Annotated in this window: 15 protein-coding genes; 1 reads left to right on the forward strand and 14 read right to left on the reverse strand. The window is 54.8% G+C overall.

The annotated features are described in order from the left end of the window. Positions 1 to 432: 432 nt before the first annotated feature. Positions 433 to 1,812 carry a GntP family permease gene (locus JMN37_RS09755; protein ID WP_070976441.1) on the reverse strand — a complete coding sequence of 460 codons (1,380 nt, stop codon included), beginning with the start codon at positions 1,810 to 1,812 and terminating at the stop codon, positions 433 to 435. A gap of 191 nt (positions 1,813 to 2,003) precedes the next feature. Between JMN37_RS09755 and JMN37_RS09760 the strand changes: the two genes are divergently transcribed. Beyond that, on the forward strand, positions 2,004 to 2,531 hold the full coding sequence (locus JMN37_RS09760; protein WP_071573909.1) for a gluconokinase: 528 nt from the start codon (positions 2,004 to 2,006) through the stop codon (positions 2,529 to 2,531). A gap of 46 nt (positions 2,532 to 2,577) precedes the next feature. Here the strand turns inward: JMN37_RS09760 and tyrS are convergent, their stop codons facing one another. The 13 genes from tyrS to infC form a co-directional block, all read right to left on the reverse strand. After that, entirely contained in the window at positions 2,578 to 3,846 is a 1,269-nt protein-coding gene (gene tyrS / locus JMN37_RS09765; protein WP_071573910.1) for a tyrosine--tRNA ligase, read from the reverse strand. Between the two features lie 35 nt (positions 3,847 to 3,881). Next, positions 3,882 to 4,064, reverse strand: a complete 183-nt coding sequence (locus tag JMN37_RS09770) for a Trm112 family protein (RefSeq protein WP_070362515.1) — start codon at positions 4,062 to 4,064, stop codon at positions 3,882 to 3,884. Between the two features lie 103 nt (positions 4,065 to 4,167). Then, positions 4,168 to 5,601 carry an argininosuccinate lyase gene (gene argH, locus JMN37_RS09775; protein ID WP_071573911.1) on the reverse strand — a complete coding sequence of 478 codons (1,434 nt, stop codon included), beginning with the start codon at positions 5,599 to 5,601 and terminating at the stop codon, positions 4,168 to 4,170. An 18-nt stretch (positions 5,602 to 5,619) separates the two neighbouring features. Beyond that, complete coding sequence (locus tag JMN37_RS09780) at positions 5,620 to 6,819, reverse strand: argininosuccinate synthase (protein ID WP_070479104.1); 1,200 nt, start codon at positions 6,817 to 6,819, stop codon at positions 5,620 to 5,622. Between the two features lie 89 nt (positions 6,820 to 6,908). Continuing rightward, positions 6,909 to 7,400 (reverse strand): arginine repressor, encoded by a 492-nt coding sequence (locus tag JMN37_RS09785; protein WP_071573912.1) that lies wholly within the window; start codon positions 7,398 to 7,400, stop codon positions 6,909 to 6,911. Next, a complete protein-coding gene (gene argF / locus JMN37_RS09790) occupies positions 7,400 to 8,347 on the reverse strand; it encodes an ornithine carbamoyltransferase (protein WP_070362519.1) in 948 nt (315 codons plus the stop codon). The genes JMN37_RS09785 and argF overlap by 1 nt, the downstream gene beginning before the upstream one ends. Positions 8,348 to 8,457: 110 nt before the next feature. Then, positions 8,458 to 9,591: a bifunctional ornithine acetyltransferase/N-acetylglutamate synthase gene (locus JMN37_RS09795; protein ID WP_071573913.1), complete on the reverse strand. Its 1,134-nt coding sequence runs from the start codon at positions 9,589 to 9,591 to the stop codon at positions 8,458 to 8,460. Between the two features lie 161 nt (positions 9,592 to 9,752). After that, positions 9,753 to 12,260: a phenylalanine--tRNA ligase subunit beta gene (pheT, locus tag JMN37_RS09800; RefSeq protein ID WP_252932000.1), complete on the reverse strand. Its 2,508-nt coding sequence runs from the start codon at positions 12,258 to 12,260 to the stop codon at positions 9,753 to 9,755. A gap of 13 nt (positions 12,261 to 12,273) precedes the next feature. Then, positions 12,274 to 13,302 carry a phenylalanine--tRNA ligase subunit alpha gene (gene pheS, locus JMN37_RS09805; RefSeq protein ID WP_369822297.1) on the reverse strand — a complete coding sequence of 343 codons (1,029 nt, stop codon included), beginning with the start codon at positions 13,300 to 13,302 and terminating at the stop codon, positions 12,274 to 12,276. 111 nt (positions 13,303 to 13,413) lie between these two features. Then, the gene (locus JMN37_RS09810; RefSeq protein WP_070362523.1) at positions 13,414 to 14,235 is read right to left on the reverse strand and encodes a TrmH family RNA methyltransferase; all 822 of its coding nucleotides are present in this window, start codon (positions 14,233 to 14,235) and stop codon (positions 13,414 to 13,416) included. Positions 14,236 to 14,323: 88 nt separating this feature from the next. Then, positions 14,324 to 14,710 carry a 50S ribosomal protein L20 gene (gene rplT / locus JMN37_RS09815; RefSeq protein WP_070362524.1) on the reverse strand — a complete coding sequence of 129 codons (387 nt, stop codon included), beginning with the start codon at positions 14,708 to 14,710 and terminating at the stop codon, positions 14,324 to 14,326. A 53-nt stretch (positions 14,711 to 14,763) separates the two neighbouring features. Next, a complete protein-coding gene (gene rpmI / locus JMN37_RS09820) occupies positions 14,764 to 14,958 on the reverse strand; it encodes a 50S ribosomal protein L35 (protein WP_070362525.1) in 195 nt (64 codons plus the stop codon). 31 nt (positions 14,959 to 14,989) lie between these two features. Further along, positions 14,990 to 15,538: a translation initiation factor IF-3 gene (gene infC, locus JMN37_RS09825; RefSeq protein ID WP_083290943.1), complete on the reverse strand. Its 549-nt coding sequence runs from the start codon at positions 15,536 to 15,538 to the stop codon at positions 14,990 to 14,992. Positions 15,539 to 15,692 lie beyond the last annotated feature (154 nt).

The following is a 15,692-nucleotide window of genomic DNA, read 5'->3' on the forward strand; positions in this document are numbered from 1 at the left end:
TTCAAGCATCACCGCCGGCACACACCACAAACATGGCACACAGCACGCAACCAAAAGTCAATGCAATCAAAAAATAAAAAGTACATTGGCACACTATCGAGTTCTCAAACAACAACCGCACACCCAAACACACCACAAAACACAGTGGCGCATTCAAAGCGACGAAGATTGACACTAACAAAACATTCTCAACAACGCAAACACGCGCCGTATCACAGAACCTATTTCATTATGTCGGCCAGCGGTAGTTTTCCTAACCGCCATCTCACCATCCAACCCTCTAAGGAGTCTGTCTGGCGGGGCGTTGTCGGTCTCGCTGACTCACATAAAGTTACACACACACCAACAACAACACAAATTGGCTGGTAGAAGTAGTTTATTGAGAAGGCGCTAACGGATCAGATTGCGTTCCCCTAACGCCTTCTCGAGGAGTTAGAAAAGGACAAAGATCAGAAGCGTGATTAGGAATGCCGCCACGGATTCTATGGTCTGCTGCAGCGTCCAAGTTTTCAGTGTGGTCTTGACGTCCATCCCAAAAAGACGGCCCACAAGCCAGAAGCCGGAGTCGTTCACTAGAGAGCAGCAAACCGAACCGGCCGCACACGCCAATGTAATTGCGACGATCTGAATTTCCGAGTAGCCGCCAGCCAGTACTGCTGGAGCCATCAATCCGGCCGTGGTTGTCAGCGCTACAGTTGCAGATCCCTGCGCAACGCGCATGATCACCGCTACCAAGTACACAGCGAGGATGACTGGAATTCCTAGTCCTTGCATGAGATCCGCGATGGCATCGCCGATACCAGACGCACGAAGAACTCCGCCGTACATGCCACCGGCACCAGTAATGAACACAACGGATGCAATTGGCCCTAACGCCGAATCGACGAGTTTTTCCAGCGCCGAACCCTTCACCCCACGTGAGGTCCCGAGCACTGGAAGCGCGACGAGAACCGAAATCAACAGCGCAATACCGGACTTTCCAAGGAATGTGAACGCCTGCGCCCAGGTTTCGTCACCTGTAATTGCGCCAGATTTCGTCGCAAAGTCGACACCCGTGTTCAGGAATATCAACAGCATCGGGAGCAGCAGAATCGTAATGACAGTGCCTGTTTTCGGCAATGACTTAATATCGCTGTCGTCCGAGTTGAAAACGGCGTTTGCTACTGACGTAAACGGGAACTTCTTTGCGCAATACTTACCCCACAAAAGGCCCGAAACATAAAACGTTGGAACTGCAACAATCAAGCCAAAAACGATCAGCAGACCAAGGTTTGTGTCGAAGAATGTCGAAGCAGCGACTGGTCCTGGATGCGGAGGCACGAAGACGTGCATGACAGAGAATGCAGCAACCGTCGGAATTGCGTAGAGCAAGATTGGTCCACCGATACGAGCGGCAACTGCGAAAATGATCGGCAGCATGACAACGAGGCCGGCGTCGAAAAACATTGGGAAGCCAAGCAAGAGCGAGGCCACACCAAGCGCCATCGGCGCTCGCCGCTCGCCGAACCTATCGATCATCGTGTTGGCGAGGACTCTAGCGCCACCGGAGTACTCAATAAGTTTGCCAAGCATCGCGCCCAAACCGACAAGAATACCGACGTCGCCAAGTGTGGATCGGAAGCCGCCCATCACAACGTCATACAGTTCTCCTGTTGGAATGCCGGCCGCGATAGCGGTCAAGACAGACACGAGGATCAGCGTGACGAACGCATGGACCCTAAACTGAATAATGAGCAAAAGAATGAGGGCAATGCCGACCGCAGCGATCCCCATTAAGGGGCCGGCCGACAACGTCTGTTCCCAAGTTTCCATGAGCTATCCTGTCTCTTCTCAAGCGAGGCTTCAAGGCCGTATCGACGCACCGATCTACGGGGCGTCAATACGGAAAACTGGCTATAGCGTTAGAATACACATACTTCAGTGGGCGATCGTGCACTGCATCAATGTCAGGGCGACGCTTTCTTTAGCTACCCCCACTCGTGAAGCATCAAGGAGGGAAGAACATGCATGAAGCAGAGAAGCTACCCCCGGCGCACCTCATCCTTATGGGCGTGTGCGGAAGCGGAAAGACCACCATCGCCGAGATTCTTGCGCAGAGATCCGGCTTTGAACTCGTCGAGGCTGATGAGTTTCATCCGGCGGAAAACGTCGAAAAGATGAGTAAGGGCCAACCTCTCACCGACGAGGACCGCTGGCCGTGGCTTGAGAAACTCTCGAACTGGCTTCAAAAGCAAGACAGTGCTGGAAAGCGAACCGTCGTTACATGTTCAGCGCTGAAACGCATTTATCGCGACAAGCTCCGACTAGCCGACGTACCCCTTATATTTGTGCACCTAGACGGGCCGCGTGAGCTACTGCTGAAACGACTGAGCCACCGTACGGATCACTTCATGCCTGCTTCAATGTTGGATTCCCAGCTAGATACGCTTGAATCGCTCCAACCGGACGAGCTGGGTTTCGCTGTGGATATCGATGACACTCCCGAGGGCATCGCAGCAACCATCATGGAAAGACTTAACGCGGTGGCATAGGCTTCTGCTCTACCACCGCGTTGCTTTCAGATGCTGTCACCTGCGCCTAGCTGCGCTTCACGCCTGCGAATGTCTTCTTACCACGACGCAGCACGAGCCAGGTTCCATGCAGAAAATCATCCACGGATGGAACCCAGTTCTCATCTACTACACGCTCGTTGTTGGCGTAAATGCCGCCTTCCTTCAGCGATCTACGGGCAGCACCCTTCGAGTCGGCCAAGCCGGAGCCGACCAGCATGTCCACGATGCTGACTTCAGCTCCAGCCGCGACCTCGAACACATTCGTCTCGGCAACAGCGCTGGCCAAGGTACGCTCATCGAGATCAGTCAGATCTGCTTTACCGAATAGCGCCTGGGACGCTAACTCAACCGCCTCACGAGCTTCGCGGCCATGGACGAGATCTGTCATCTCTTGCGCCAACCGCTTCTGTGCCTCTCGCTTAAATGGTCGCTCTTCGACCTCGACGGCAAGAGCATCCAGCTCTTCCTTATCGAGAAAAGTGAACCACCGCAGGTACCGGATCACATCGGCGTCCGCAGCATTCACAAAGTACTGGTACCAGGTGTACGGGCTGGTCATTTCTGGATCAAGCCACAACGAACCACCACCCGTGGACTTGCCAAACTTCTTGCCCTCGGAGTCCGTCACAAGCGGAACAGTCAGCGCATGCACGCGCTCCGAATCCATGCGTCGGTTCAGATCAACACCAGCCACCAGGTTGCCCCACTGGTCGCCACCACCAACCTGCAGCACACAGTTGTGCGTACGACGCAACTGTACAAAGTCATGTGCCTGCAACAGCATGTACGAGAACTCGGTAAAAGAAATTCCGTCGTTTTCCAGGCGACGCTTGACGGTATCACGACTCAGCATTGTGGAGAGCGAAAAATGCTTGCCGACGTCCCGAAGGAACTCGATGACCTTCCAGTCCTTAATCCAATCATTATTATTCAGCAGCAGCGCACCGTTCTCACCGTCAAAATCGACGAACTTTGACAGCTGATCTCCAATTCGTTCGGCCCAATCTGCCACAGTGTCATCGGAATTCATCGTGCGCTCGCCCACGTCACGCGGGTCGCCTATCTTGCCGGTAGCACCACCTGCTAGCACAATTGGCCGGTGTCCGGCGAGTTGGAACCTACGCAGCATCAGCAGCGGCACCAGGTGACCGGCATGTAGTGAAGGGCCTGTCGGGTCGAAGCCACAGTACAACGTGATAGGCTTCTGCGTTTCTTCACGCAACGCCTCCAGATCCGTGTGCTGATTGATCAGGCCACGCCACTCGAGTTCGTCGATAATGTTTGCGTTAGTCATGAAATTCCTTTCAGAGAGTCGTCTTCCCAGCGTTGTTACTTGTGGGTGTTTGTATAGGGAACTGCTTCATCGATTAGCAGGACCGGAATACCATCGTCGATCCGATACGCGACACCAATGCGTTCATTCACCAGCAACTGTTCGTCTTCCTTATACTCAAGCGGCCCTTTGTCTTGCGGGCACACCAGTACGTCGAGAAGTTTGGGATCAAGACTCATGCAGTTGAGCTTACCTCACCCTTGTTAGTCACTTATCGACGCCACCACTACAAAAAGTTGAAACGCCCACCGAAAGGTGGGCGTCGCAAATGCGGTACCGATGTTAACCCCGCACAGGCTTCTCTGCCCACGCTCGATACTTACTATTTGCCTCCGCTACGCGTACACGCTGTTCTTCTACCCGTGGACCGGCGGTTCCGCCGCGTGTATCGCGCGAGCTCACAGCACCCTCAATCGTGAGCACGTCACGGACTCCTGCGTTAAGTCGAGGGTCTACGCTCGCGAGCTCCTCATCTGTCAAGTCAATAAGGTTGACGCCTCGGGACTCCGCGATGCGCACGCATGCTCCGGAAGCTTCGTGCGCCTCTCGGAATGGCACGCCCTGGCGAACCATCCACTCTGCCAAATCGGTAGCAAGCGTGAATCCCGCAGGTGCAATCTCACGCATTCGATCACCATGGAACTTGAGAGTCGAGACCAACCCGGTAAACGCTGGCAGAAGAATGTTGAGCTGGTTTACGGAATCGATTACCGGCTCCTTGTCTTCTTGCAAATCGCGGTTATACGCGAGAGGCTGCGCCTTAAGAGTGGCCATCAATCCGGTAAGGTTGCCGATTAACCTACCTGACTTGCCTCGGGCAAGCTCCGCAACGTCTGGGTTCTTTTTTTGCGGCATGATCGAAGAACCAGTCGACCATGCGTCGTCCAACGTGACGTAACCGAACTCTGGCGTCGACCAGGCGATAATCTCTTCCGCAAAGCGGGACACATCCACTGCAATCTGGGCTAGAACGTAGGCCGCTTCGGCTGCGAAATCACGCGAAGCTGTGCCGTCCAGTGAGTTGTCGGTTGCTTCATAGAAGCCAAGTTCTTCCGCAATCGCCTCCGGGTCTAGGTGCAACGAAGAACCCGCCAAAGCGCCAGAGCCGTACGGCGACACAGCCAACCGCTTGTCCGCATCCTGAATCCGCTCCAAGTCACGCAACAGCGGGTGTGCGTGAGCGAGCAACGAGTGTGCGAGCAAAATAGGCTGCGCAGCCTGGAAGTGGGTCTTACCCGGCATGATGATATCGGGATGTGCAGCCGCCTGTGCAACGAGAGCATCGATGAGATCCGTAATGTGCAGAGCAACACCGCGCAGGGCATCACGAACCCACATCCGGAACATCGTTGCCACCTGGTCATTCCGCGAGCGCCCTGCACGCAGGCGCCCTCCTACCTCAGGACCTACTCGGTCGATCAGGCCGCGCTCCATTGCGCCGTGAACATCTTCGTCCGTCGGTTCGGGAACAAACGCACCACTTGCAACGTCTGCGCCGAGTTGCTCAAGCCCCTCGAGCATGGTCTTCAGGTCTTCGTCCGAAAGAAGTCCTGCACGGTGCAAGACTTTTGCGTGAGCTTTCGATGCCAATACATCATAAGGCGCAAGCACCCAATCGAAGTGCGTCGATACGCTCAGCGCGAACATCGCCTCAGAAGGGCCGCCAGAAAACCGACCGCCCCACAGCGCGCCTTCATTCGTCTTATGCTGCTGCATAACTTCCAAAGCTCCCTGCTATTTCGCTTCGCGATCGCGCTTGTTCGCGATCTGCGATGACAAACCATGCAAACGGACGAAGCCCTTAGCGTAGGTCTGGTCGAAAGTGTCGCCTGTGTCGTACGTCGCGAGGTTGAAGTCGTACAGGGAGTGGTTGGAACGGCGGCCGTTGACCACTGCCTTACCTGCATGCATTTCCATGCGGATGTCCCCAGTGACGTGCTCTTGTGTCGACTCAATGAACGCATCAAGAGAGCGCTTGAGCGGACCGAACCAAAGACCGTCGTACACTTCCTCCGACCAGCGCGCGTCGATAAGTCGCTTGTAGCGAGCTAGCTCGCGCTCAATCGTAACGTCCTCGAGCGCCTTGTGCGCCGTAATCAGAGCGACCGCACCTGGCGCTTCGTAAATCTCACGGGACTTAATGCCAACCAAGCGGTCTTCGACCATATCCAGACGACCGATGCCCTGCGCACCAGCGCGACGGTTCATCTCTTCGATTGCTTCCAACATCGTTACCGGGCGGCCGTCGATTGCAACCGGCTTGCCTCCCTCGAACGAGATAATGACCTCGTCAGGCGCATTGCCCATCGAAGGGCTTTCCGTGTAAGCGTATAGATCCTTCGTCGGCGCGTTCCAGAGGTCCTCCAAAAAGCCTGTCTCTACCGCGCGCCCCCAAACGTTTTGGTCAATCGAGAATGGCGAAGCTGCCGACTGCTCAATTGGCAGGTCCTTTCCTTCTGCGTACGCAATCGCCTTATCGCGTGTCCACGCAAAATCGCGAGCAGGCGCAACAATTTCCAGATCTGGGTCCTGGTTCAGGAATCCAACCTCAAAACGAACCTGGTCATTGCCTTTACCGGTGCAACCGTGTGATACGTGAGTGCCACCGTGCTCCTGTGCGGCCTTCACAAGGTGCTTTACGATCAACGGGCGGGAAATTGCTGACACCAACGGGTACTCACCCATGTACATACCGTTCGCCTTGATGGTTGGCAGGCAGTAGTCCTCAGCAAATTCATCTTTCGCATCGATAACGATGGATTCCACAGCACCGCAATCTAATGCGCGCTGACGTACGGACTCCATATCTTCGCCGCCCTGGCCAAGGTCGAGTGCTACTGCAATGACTTCGCCATTAAGCATTTCGCCGAGGTAGGAAATCGCAACAGAGGTATCGAGCCCGCCTGAGTATGCGAGTACAACACGGTTAGTCATGGATCAAAGCTCCTTGTGTTTCTAGATCATATTCTGCACTGCGGTACATAGTATACCTAGCGCGGGGTTTGTGCTTGCTTCGGCGTCACTTACGCCTTTGTATTGCGTCCAAATACCTGCTGGGCTAGGTCACCGCCCTTAAGCGGATCTCGGGCGAGAACAAAAATCGTATCGTCACCAGCGATACAGCCTACTACCTGCTCCAAACCGACTCTGTCTATATAGCTAGCCAGATATTGTGCAGCTCCAGGTGGAGTTCGCAGTACAGCCATATTCGCAGAATGGTCAACAGAGACGACGAGTTCCTCGATCATTCGACGAAGTTTCTCACGTGGGCCTGTATGCAAGGCATCAAAAGCCTCGGCATCGGAGTTCACCGTGTAATATGCACGGCTTCCGTCGCTTGGCCGCACTTTCTTTGCTCCCAGCTCATCAAGATCACGGGACAGGGTTGCCTGCGTAATCTCGATACCCTCGTCTTGCAAAAGCTCGGAAAGCTGGATCTGAGAAGACACTCGCGTGCTCACAAGTATCTCCAGAATCCGAGCTTGTCGCGCAGTTCTTGAGACAGTTTGGGTCATTATTGGTGCTCCAACAACCAGGTCAACAACGCCTTTTGGGCGTGAAGACGATTTTCAGCTTCATCGAAGACTCGCGACTGCGGCCCATCGATTACTTCTGCGGTCACTTCGTTTTCACGATACGCCGGTAGGCAGTGAAGAAATATCGCATTATTACCGGCCATTTGCATAATTCCACTATTTACTTGGTATGGCAAGAACGGAGTGCGTCGATCTTTTCCATCTCCCTCCATGCCCATTGACACCCAAGTATCCGTGATAACCACGTCTGCTCCAGCTACCGCAGCAACATCGCTGGTAACCGTAACTGTCGCACCTGTCTGGCTTGCACGATCGCGCGCACGGTCCACAAACCGCTGCTCCGGATGAAACTCCGGAGGCGCGATGATCGCGATGTCTACCCCCGCAGTTGCGAACCCAATCATGTAGGAGTTGGCCATATTGTTAGCGCCATCTCCCAAATACACAGCTTTCAGGCCGTGGAGTCCCGCCGGCCCCTGCTCAGGACAAAAGGTTTCGACGATTGTTTGCAGATCCGCAAGAATTTGGCACGGGTGCAGGTCATCGGAAAGCGCGTTAACAATCGGAACCTGTGATGTCTCCGCCATCTGGAGCAAATTGTCGTGGGCATACGTCCTCCAAACGATTGCTTCGACGTATCGCGAAAGCACCGCCGCCGTATCTTGGTAGGACTCACCCTTGCCCATTTGTGCATTCTGAGTTTCGACAACAATCGCGTGCCCACCCAGCTGTGCAATCCCTGTATCGAAGGAGAACCGCGTGCGCGTGGAGGTCTTGTCGAAAAGTACCGCAACAGACTTCGGCCCTTCGAGAGGTCGGTGCGCATAAGGGTTCTTTTTCATCTCTGCGGCAAGCGTGAGCACTTGCGCTTGTTCCTCTGGCGTCAAGTCATCGTCTGCGAAAAAGTGCCGAACTGAGTTCACCATGCTGTTTACTTCCTATTTCTGCGTTATGATTGCTGCAAAATATGCGGACGTCTCCCCTATTGTATTTTCAAAGCCTCCTGGACGTTCGCTTTTCGACGCCCACTTTCCCCTTACATAGGCTCCAAAAGCGTCCGCACTGTTGCTGTACCGACGCCACGAGTTCCTAGATCCAGCGTAATAGTCACGTGTTCGTCGTAGTCAAGCACCCGGCTTGTCAAGAGCGGAGTGATTCCCTGGCAGAGCTGTGTTCCATTGACGTTGATCTCCAGTGCCTCAGCATCTAGGCACACTTTTGTCTTCCCCGCAATCGCGAGTGCGCGTGGCCAGTCCGGAGCACCACTGAGTAGCGACTCTCGAAAACGTCCGTCACATGCTACGGCTTGTGCTGCGATGCGTGCCTCTTCATCATTTGCAGCGCCAGCTACGGCAAGCGTTAATTTCTTGGTCGCGCTTCCCTGGTTGACCAAAAGCTGCTCCACCAATGCCTCGCAAACCGCAAGCACTGCCTCATCCAACTGAGTTTGGTTGGGGGTGACCTGGCTCGCACCAGATGCGAGCAACAACACCGTATCGTTCGTTAGCGGGGCTGTAGATCGATCAAGCGTATTAAACGTAGTTTCCATAGCCCGTCGCAATGCCTTTTCGAGTGAAAAGGCCGGTACAAGCGCATCTGTGGTGAGGCACCCCAGTACTGTGTCTAGTGTTTCCTGTGAATTTCCAGCCCCCTGGGAAATGCCCCCGACACTCCAAGCTCCACAGCTCACGCCTGCTTGATTGATCGTTCCTTGGGTTGACGCTATTGCGGCCGCAGCCGATTCAGCGTGCGCAGGGGTATCTCCCAGATCCGTGGCGAGTTTGGCTAACCCAGTTTTCACACGCTCCATTGGCAAAGGCACTGCGAACTGTCCCTTCGCGCAGACTGCGACCCGGTCTTCTGGGACTCCAATCTCTTGGGATACGCGCTTCTGAATCTCACGAGTGTCCGCATCCCCCGTTGAGCCGTTGAAGGCATTAGCGTTGCCTGTTGTTAAAACAACTGCGTTTACAGCATACGAGCGCATAACTTCGCGCGTAGCTCGAACAGACGAGGCGCAGACCCGACTATCTGGAAACACCGCTGCTGCGTTCCAAGCAGGTCCCTGATTGACAATAAGCGCCAGATCATTTCCCTTGCGTTCGTGTATTCCCGCGTGAAGACCTGCAGCCGCAAATCCCTTAGGGGTGAGAATGGTCTGTTGCGGCATAGTTTTATGGCTCCTTCACGGGTGTAGACGCTTGTGGCTACGGAGTCCCATCCTGCCAGACAAATGGCAAGCTCGTGCCGATTCCAGATACATGCATTCCTAAAACGACAGCAGGCAGGACGCCGCTTACTGCGATGTCCTGCCTGTCAGCAGCAAGTAACCTACGCCCTCATCGTGGCATTAAATTCCTGTTTCGCTGCCTCAGCCGCAGCCAAACGCCCTTCCGATGCTTCGTCTTCAGTGAGCGTTCGGTCATCCGCACGGAACAGGAGTCCAAATGCGAGCGACTTCTTGCCTTCGCCGAGGGACTCAGAACGATAGACGTCAAACAGCGTTACATTTTCCAATAACGGCCCGGCGTGTTCTGCTACGGTCTTTCGCACGCTTTCGGCCGGTGTCGAGTCGTCCACGACCAATGCAAGGTCCTGGTGAACCGCCGGGTACGCAGACAGCTTCGGAGCGGGCAGGTGAGCACTCTGTGGCAATGCCGAAAGGTCCATCTCCATTGCGCAAACTCGTGCAGGTAAGCCACATTCTTCCAGAATCTGCGGGTGCAGTTCACCTGCGTGACCAGCAACTTGACCGTCGACCAGCAGCTCTGCGCAGCGTCCCGGATGCCATGGTAGGTAGTCTGCTGCCCGGACCTCGAGCTCTATTCCGGCTGTCCGCGCAACTATCTGCGCAGATTCAACAGCATCAGCCCACGAGTACATTCGCGAATCGCCCCAAGGCCCCTCAACTTCGGCATCTCCGACGCCAACAGTTGCAACATGCAGCGGCTGCTTCGGCAATGAGTTCACCACTGCTGCCAGGGTCTCTTCGTCCGGGCGGTGATCAACGCTTGGCATTGGTGTTTCAGCTTCCCCGCCGATAGCTACCTGTGCAACTGAGTAAATCGACACGTCATGCTGACCGCGGGCCGCATTTTTCGCTACTGCCTCGAGCATTGCGGGCAAGAGTGTCGTAGCGAGTACGGCATAGTCGCTATCCAGAGGATTCTGAACCGACACGGTTGCGCGGCGGGCATCGTCCTTGCTCAGGCCCCAGGCGTCGAAAAGACCCGTGGCCATAAACGGTGTAGGAATAATCTCTGCGTAACCTGAGTACGCAAGAGCATGCGTCACTGCACGACGACGCTTTTGCGTTGCAGTCAGGCCACGTCCCCCCTTCGGCGTCGGAAGAATCGATGGAATAGCGTCAAGCCCTTCGAGCCGAACAATCTCTTCTACAAGCTCTACTGGGACCGTAAGGTCATTCCGCCAGGAAGGTGGCGTCACAATGAAATTGCCACCACTTTCTTCAACGCCGCACCCGACTTCATGTAGCCGCTGAGAAATGGTCTCTTCAGAGTACTTGACGCCGATCAATGCCGAAGAGAACGTTTTCGCCATAGAGATCTCAGTTCGCTGATGCACCTCACCCACCAACGTACGACCTGCTGCAACCTTGCCCCCGGCAAAGCTCGTCAGCAGCTCACAAGCTACATCCAACGCTACCTCCACCAGTGCCGGATCGACTCCACGCTCAAATCGACGGGAGGCTTCTGAGCTCAGTTTGTGGTGACGAGCAGTACGCGCAACCGTAAGTTCATCCCAAGTTGCTGCTTCGAAGTAAACATTCTTCGTGGTTTCCGAAATTTCTGAGGTCGTGCCACCCATGACACCAGCCAGAGACTGAATTCCAGAGTCATCAGAAATGACTACATCGGAAGCGCGAAGGGTTCGCATTGTATGATCCAGTGTTTCGAATTCAGTGCCCTCTTCCGCATTATGGATGCGAAGCGCGCCAGAGATTGTATCTGCGTCAAAGGCGTGCATCGGCTGACCGAGCAGCAACATTACGAAGTTCGTAACATCGGTTGCGCCGTTCACTGGACGGATGCCGCTGAGCATGAGCTCGCGCTGCATCCAAAACGGCGACGCCGCTTCGGGGTCGATGCCTTCCACCTTTCGCAGCCCGAAGCGCTTCGTAGCGGTGTCCGGCTCTACGGTGACGTCGAGAAGGGAACCTGCTGGCGCAGGAACTGCAGAAATATCGATGCCGGCGATGTCAGGCTGCTGAGCTGGGTCGACAAAAGCGATGTCGAATGCCGACGCAAGCTCTCGCATTAGGCCACGCGCCGACAAAGCGTAACCACGATCCGGAGTGACGTTCACTTCGAAGATAGTGTCGTCGAGATCCAGAACTTCCCGCGCATCAGTGCCAGGGGCGCCGATTTCATCGCTAAGAGTAATGATGCCAGCACTCTTCGCGGTCAGACCGAGCTCCGCCGCTGACGCCATCATCCCGTTAGAGATATGCCCGTAAGTCTTTCTCGCAGAAATAGCGAAATTACCCGGAAGAACGCACCCCGGAAGCGCGACAACTACCGTGTCGCCAACAGTAAAGTTACGTGCACCGCAAATAATGCCCTGCGGCTCACCCGTGCCATTCGCCTGTCCCACGTCAACCTGGCAGTAACGAATCGGCTTCTTGAACTCGGTGAGCTCTTCAATTTCAAGGACCTTGCCGAGCACTAGGGGGCCCTCGGTTTTTTCAATCGGGGCGTAGCCTTCAGTCTCAAAACCGACGCGAACGAAGCCTGCGTCCATCTCTTCGTCAGTGACAGACCAACCAGTATTGCCCGCCTGTTGCAGAAGGGTGGTGAGGAAATTTTTTGAAATCAGCATGTCATTAACTCCTTTAAGCCTGCACACCAAATGGGACGGTGAAACGGATATCTCCTTCGACCATGTCACGCATGTCTGACAAGCCGTTACGGAACTGGAGAGTTCGTTCAAGGCCCATCCCGAACGCAAAGCCTGAGTACTCATCCGGATCAATGCCTACTGCGCGAAGCACGTTCGGGTTCACCATGCCGCAGCCACCCCACTCGATCCAGCCAGCACCACCCTTTTTATTTGGGAACCAAACGTCTACTTCAGCAGATGGCTCGGTGAAGGGGAAGTAATTGGTACGCATACGCGTCTTCGTCTCTGGCCCGAACAGCGTCTTCGCAAGGTGGTCGAGTGTGCCACGCAAATGAGCCATAGTCAGGCCTTTATCGACGGCAAGACCCTCAATCTGGTGGAAAACTGGGGTGTGCGTTGCGTCAAGTTCATCGGTGCGGAATACCCTGCCAGGGCAAGCAATGTACACAGGCACATCACGGTCAAGCATCGTTCGAACCTGGACAGGCGAAGTATGCGTGCGCATCACCTGGCGGGAACCAGGTTTACCAACGTAAAAGGTGTCCTGCAGCGTCCTCGCCGGGTGATCCGGAATGAAGTTCAGTGCATCAAAATTAAAGTATTCGGCTTCGATTTCTGGCCCCTCGGCGATCTCCCACCCCATGCCGATAAAGATATCTGCGATCTGCTCACTCAACGTTGTGATGGGGTGCATCGCGCCCAGCTGAGAACGACGTGTCGGTAGAGTTACGTCGACAGCCTCTGCTTTCAATTGAGCCTCGCGGTACTCGGCTTCACGCACCGCGTGAAGTTTGGCATACGCCTTCTCTACACGGCCTCGGGCCACATTCACTGCCCTACCAGCGTCTTTACGGTCTTGCTTTGGCAACGAACCGAGTGCACGCCGAGCCTGAGGGATGTAGGCTTGGTCGCCCAAGTGCTGCTTGTGAGCCTCTTCTAACGCCTGCAGGTCTGCAGCTGCTTCAAAATCCGAAATTGCAGCTTCTGCTGCCGCATTGAGTTTCTCTTCTGACAATTCGATTCCACTATTTTCCGACACACTCGGTCCTTCCGATTACGCTTTGTAGTAAAGGTTGTAAAGCCGTTAAAACGAAACTAAGCATACCTGTCGCTTCAGACACGACACATATAACTAAAGCTCTTGTTGCGCCATCTTTGCTTTGGCAGTTTCCCAAAGACACATTGCTGACGCTGTTGCAAGGTTCAGCGACTCTGCAGATCCCTGAATCGGGATTGATACCCGTACATCAGCACGATCTGCAATAGCTGTTGGCAATCCGTGTGCTTCATTTCCGAACAGCCAAGCAATCGGGGCAGAAAGCAGATCACTTGTTTTCTCAAGGGATACCTCGCCGTCAATAGTCGTCGCTACTGTCTGAAGCCCTGCTGCTTTTAACTGGCCAAGGACGTCCTGGGTATTGCGCTCGCGTGCCACAGGTAAGTGAAACAACGAACCTGCTGAGGCCCGCACAGCCTTGCCCGACTCAGGATCGACGCAGTCGCCGGCAAATATGACAGCGTCCGCCCCGCACACGTCAGCAATGCGAATCATGGTGCCTGCGTTACCCGGATCGTTAGTATCAATCCCGACCACAACAAAAGAAGGCTTGCCGCGAAGAGCTGCCCCGACTGACCACAACACTGGCTTGCAAACAGCAAAAATACCAGTGGTGTTTACAGTGTCGCTCAAGTGCTTCGCTGCGATGTCTGTAATGGCATGAACATATACATCCATATATTCTGCGGTAGTCACAACGTCAGCAAAGGCTTGTGAAGCATGTTCTGTCACGAAGAGGTCAGTAGCCGCGCCCGTAGCTACGGCAGCCTCGACGCTGTTCACCCCTTCCACCAGAAAGCGGTTTGCTTTCTTGCGTCCCTTTGCGCGGAGCAGCTTCGCTGCATTCACGACTCGCGGGGTTCGTTCGGTGAAGGGCTGTGAAAAGTCAAGGGCCACGAAATTTCCTACTCCTGAATGTAAAAACCCGCCGCCAAGCGTTCACGCTTGCCGACGGGCTCCGTCCTAGTTCAACGTTCTAGGCAACTTATGCTGCATCAACTGGCGCATTTACGTCAGCTGGCAAGGCCTTCTTAGCGATCTCGCAGATAGCGGAGAAGGCTGCAAAGTCGTTCACTGCGAGCTCCGCGAGGATCTTGCGGTCAACCTCGACCTCTGCGAGCTTCAAGCCGTGAATGAGACGGTTGTAAGTGATGTCGTTCATACGGGCCGCGGCGTTGATACGCTGGATCCACAGCTTACGGAACTCACCCTTGCGCTTACGACGATCGCGGTAGGCGTAGGTCTGGGAGTGCAGCCACTGTTCTTTTGCCTTACGGTACAGGCGGGAGCGCTGGCCACGGTAGCCCTTTGCGGACTTCAGAATCGCGCGACGCTTCTTCTTGGCATTAACTGAACGCTTGACACGTGCCATGAGTCAATACTTCCTTTTCTTTCGTTCACCGGTTGTTTTAACTTGGGCAGTGCTTAGGACATGCCGAGGAGGCGCTTCATGCGCTTCACGTCGTTCTTAGCTACGTCGGTGGTACCCGAGAGCTTGCGACGACGCTTCGAAGACAGCTTCTCGTTCAGGTGGCGCTTACCAGCCTGCTCACGACGCAGCTTGCCCTTGCCGTTAACCTTGATGCGCTTTGCGGTGCCCTTGTGGGTCTTCTGCTTCATGTTGAAAGCCCTTCAGAGTTGAAAACTTGATCTACTTTTTGCCCTTGCGAGCAGGTCCGAATACCATCGTCATGTTTCGCCCGTCCTGCTTCGGACGGGACTCCACGACACCAACCTCTTGAATGTCGTCTGCAAGACGCTCGAGGAGGCGGTAGCCGAGTTCTGGGCGCGATTGCTCGCGGCCACGGAACATGATGGTGACTTTGACCTTGTTGCCCTTCTCTAGGAAGCGCTCCACATTGTTTTTCTTCGTCTGGTAGTCGTGCTCATCGATCTTAGGACGGAACTTCTGTTCCTTCACTACGGTCTGCTGCTGGTTCTTGCGGGCCTCGCGAGCCTTCTGATCCTGCTCATACTTGTATTTGCCGTAGTCCATGATCTTCGCCACGGGCGGCTTCGCCTTTGGCGCAACTTCGACGAGGTCAAGATCGGCCTCGTAAGCCAGTTTCCGAGCATCGTCGGTACGGACGATCCCTACCTGCTCGCCGGACGGGCCGACCAAGCGGACTTCCGGGACGCGGATACGATCGTTAATCCGAGCTTCAGCGCTGATGAGAACTCCTAAAACATAGAAACCAATGTGTGATCGCTACCAGACCACCAGTGATTCTGCGCAAAAACACAAAACCCGCGCTATTACTAATAACGCGGGAGCTTTCCGTAGGCAACCAAAAAATGCTTTGGCTACCTTGACCCGTATCCTGATCACTATCGACCGGCATGGGGTGGGATTC

It is taken from the genome of Corynebacterium lipophilum (genome assembly GCF_024102595.1).
GTDB lineage: Bacteria > Actinomycetota > Actinomycetes > Mycobacteriales > Mycobacteriaceae > Corynebacterium > Corynebacterium pseudogenitalium.

Coding starts and splice junctions, on each gene's coding strand:
- JMN37_RS09795 (WP_071573913.1), bottom strand. CDS start 9,591: ATGCCGCAACAGACCATTCTCACCCCTAAGGGATTTGCGGCTGCAGGT.
- rpmI (WP_070362525.1), bottom strand. CDS start 14,958: ATGAAGCAGAAGACCCACAAGGGCACCGCAAAGCGCATCAAGGTTAAC.
- JMN37_RS09785 (WP_071573912.1), bottom strand. CDS start 7,400: ATGACCCAAACTGTCTCAAGAACTGCGCGACAAGCTCGGATTCTGGAG.
- JMN37_RS09760 (WP_071573909.1), top strand. CDS start 2,004: ATGCATGAAGCAGAGAAGCTACCCCCGGCGCACCTCATCCTTATGGGC.
- JMN37_RS09755 (WP_070976441.1), bottom strand. CDS start 1,812: ATGGAAACTTGGGAACAGACGTTGTCGGCCGGCCCCTTAATGGGGATC.
- JMN37_RS09770 (WP_070362515.1), bottom strand. CDS start 4,064: ATGAGTCTTGATCCCAAACTTCTCGACGTACTGGTGTGCCCGCAAGAC.
- JMN37_RS09780 (WP_070479104.1), bottom strand. CDS start 6,819: ATGACTAACCGTGTTGTACTCGCATACTCAGGCGGGCTCGATACCTCT.
- tyrS (WP_071573910.1), bottom strand. CDS start 3,846: ATGACTAACGCAAACATTATCGACGAACTCGAGTGGCGTGGCCTGATC.
- argH (WP_071573911.1), bottom strand. CDS start 5,601: ATGCAGCAGCATAAGACGAATGAAGGCGCGCTGTGGGGCGGTCGGTTT.
- rplT (WP_070362524.1), bottom strand. CDS start 14,710: ATGGCACGTGTCAAGCGTTCAGTTAATGCCAAGAAGAAGCGTCGCGCG.
- argF (WP_070362519.1), bottom strand. CDS start 8,347: ATGGTGAACTCAGTTCGGCACTTTTTCGCAGACGATGACTTGACGCCA.
- pheT (WP_252932000.1), bottom strand. CDS start 12,260: ATGCTGATTTCAAAAAATTTCCTCACCACCCTTCTGCAACAGGCGGGC.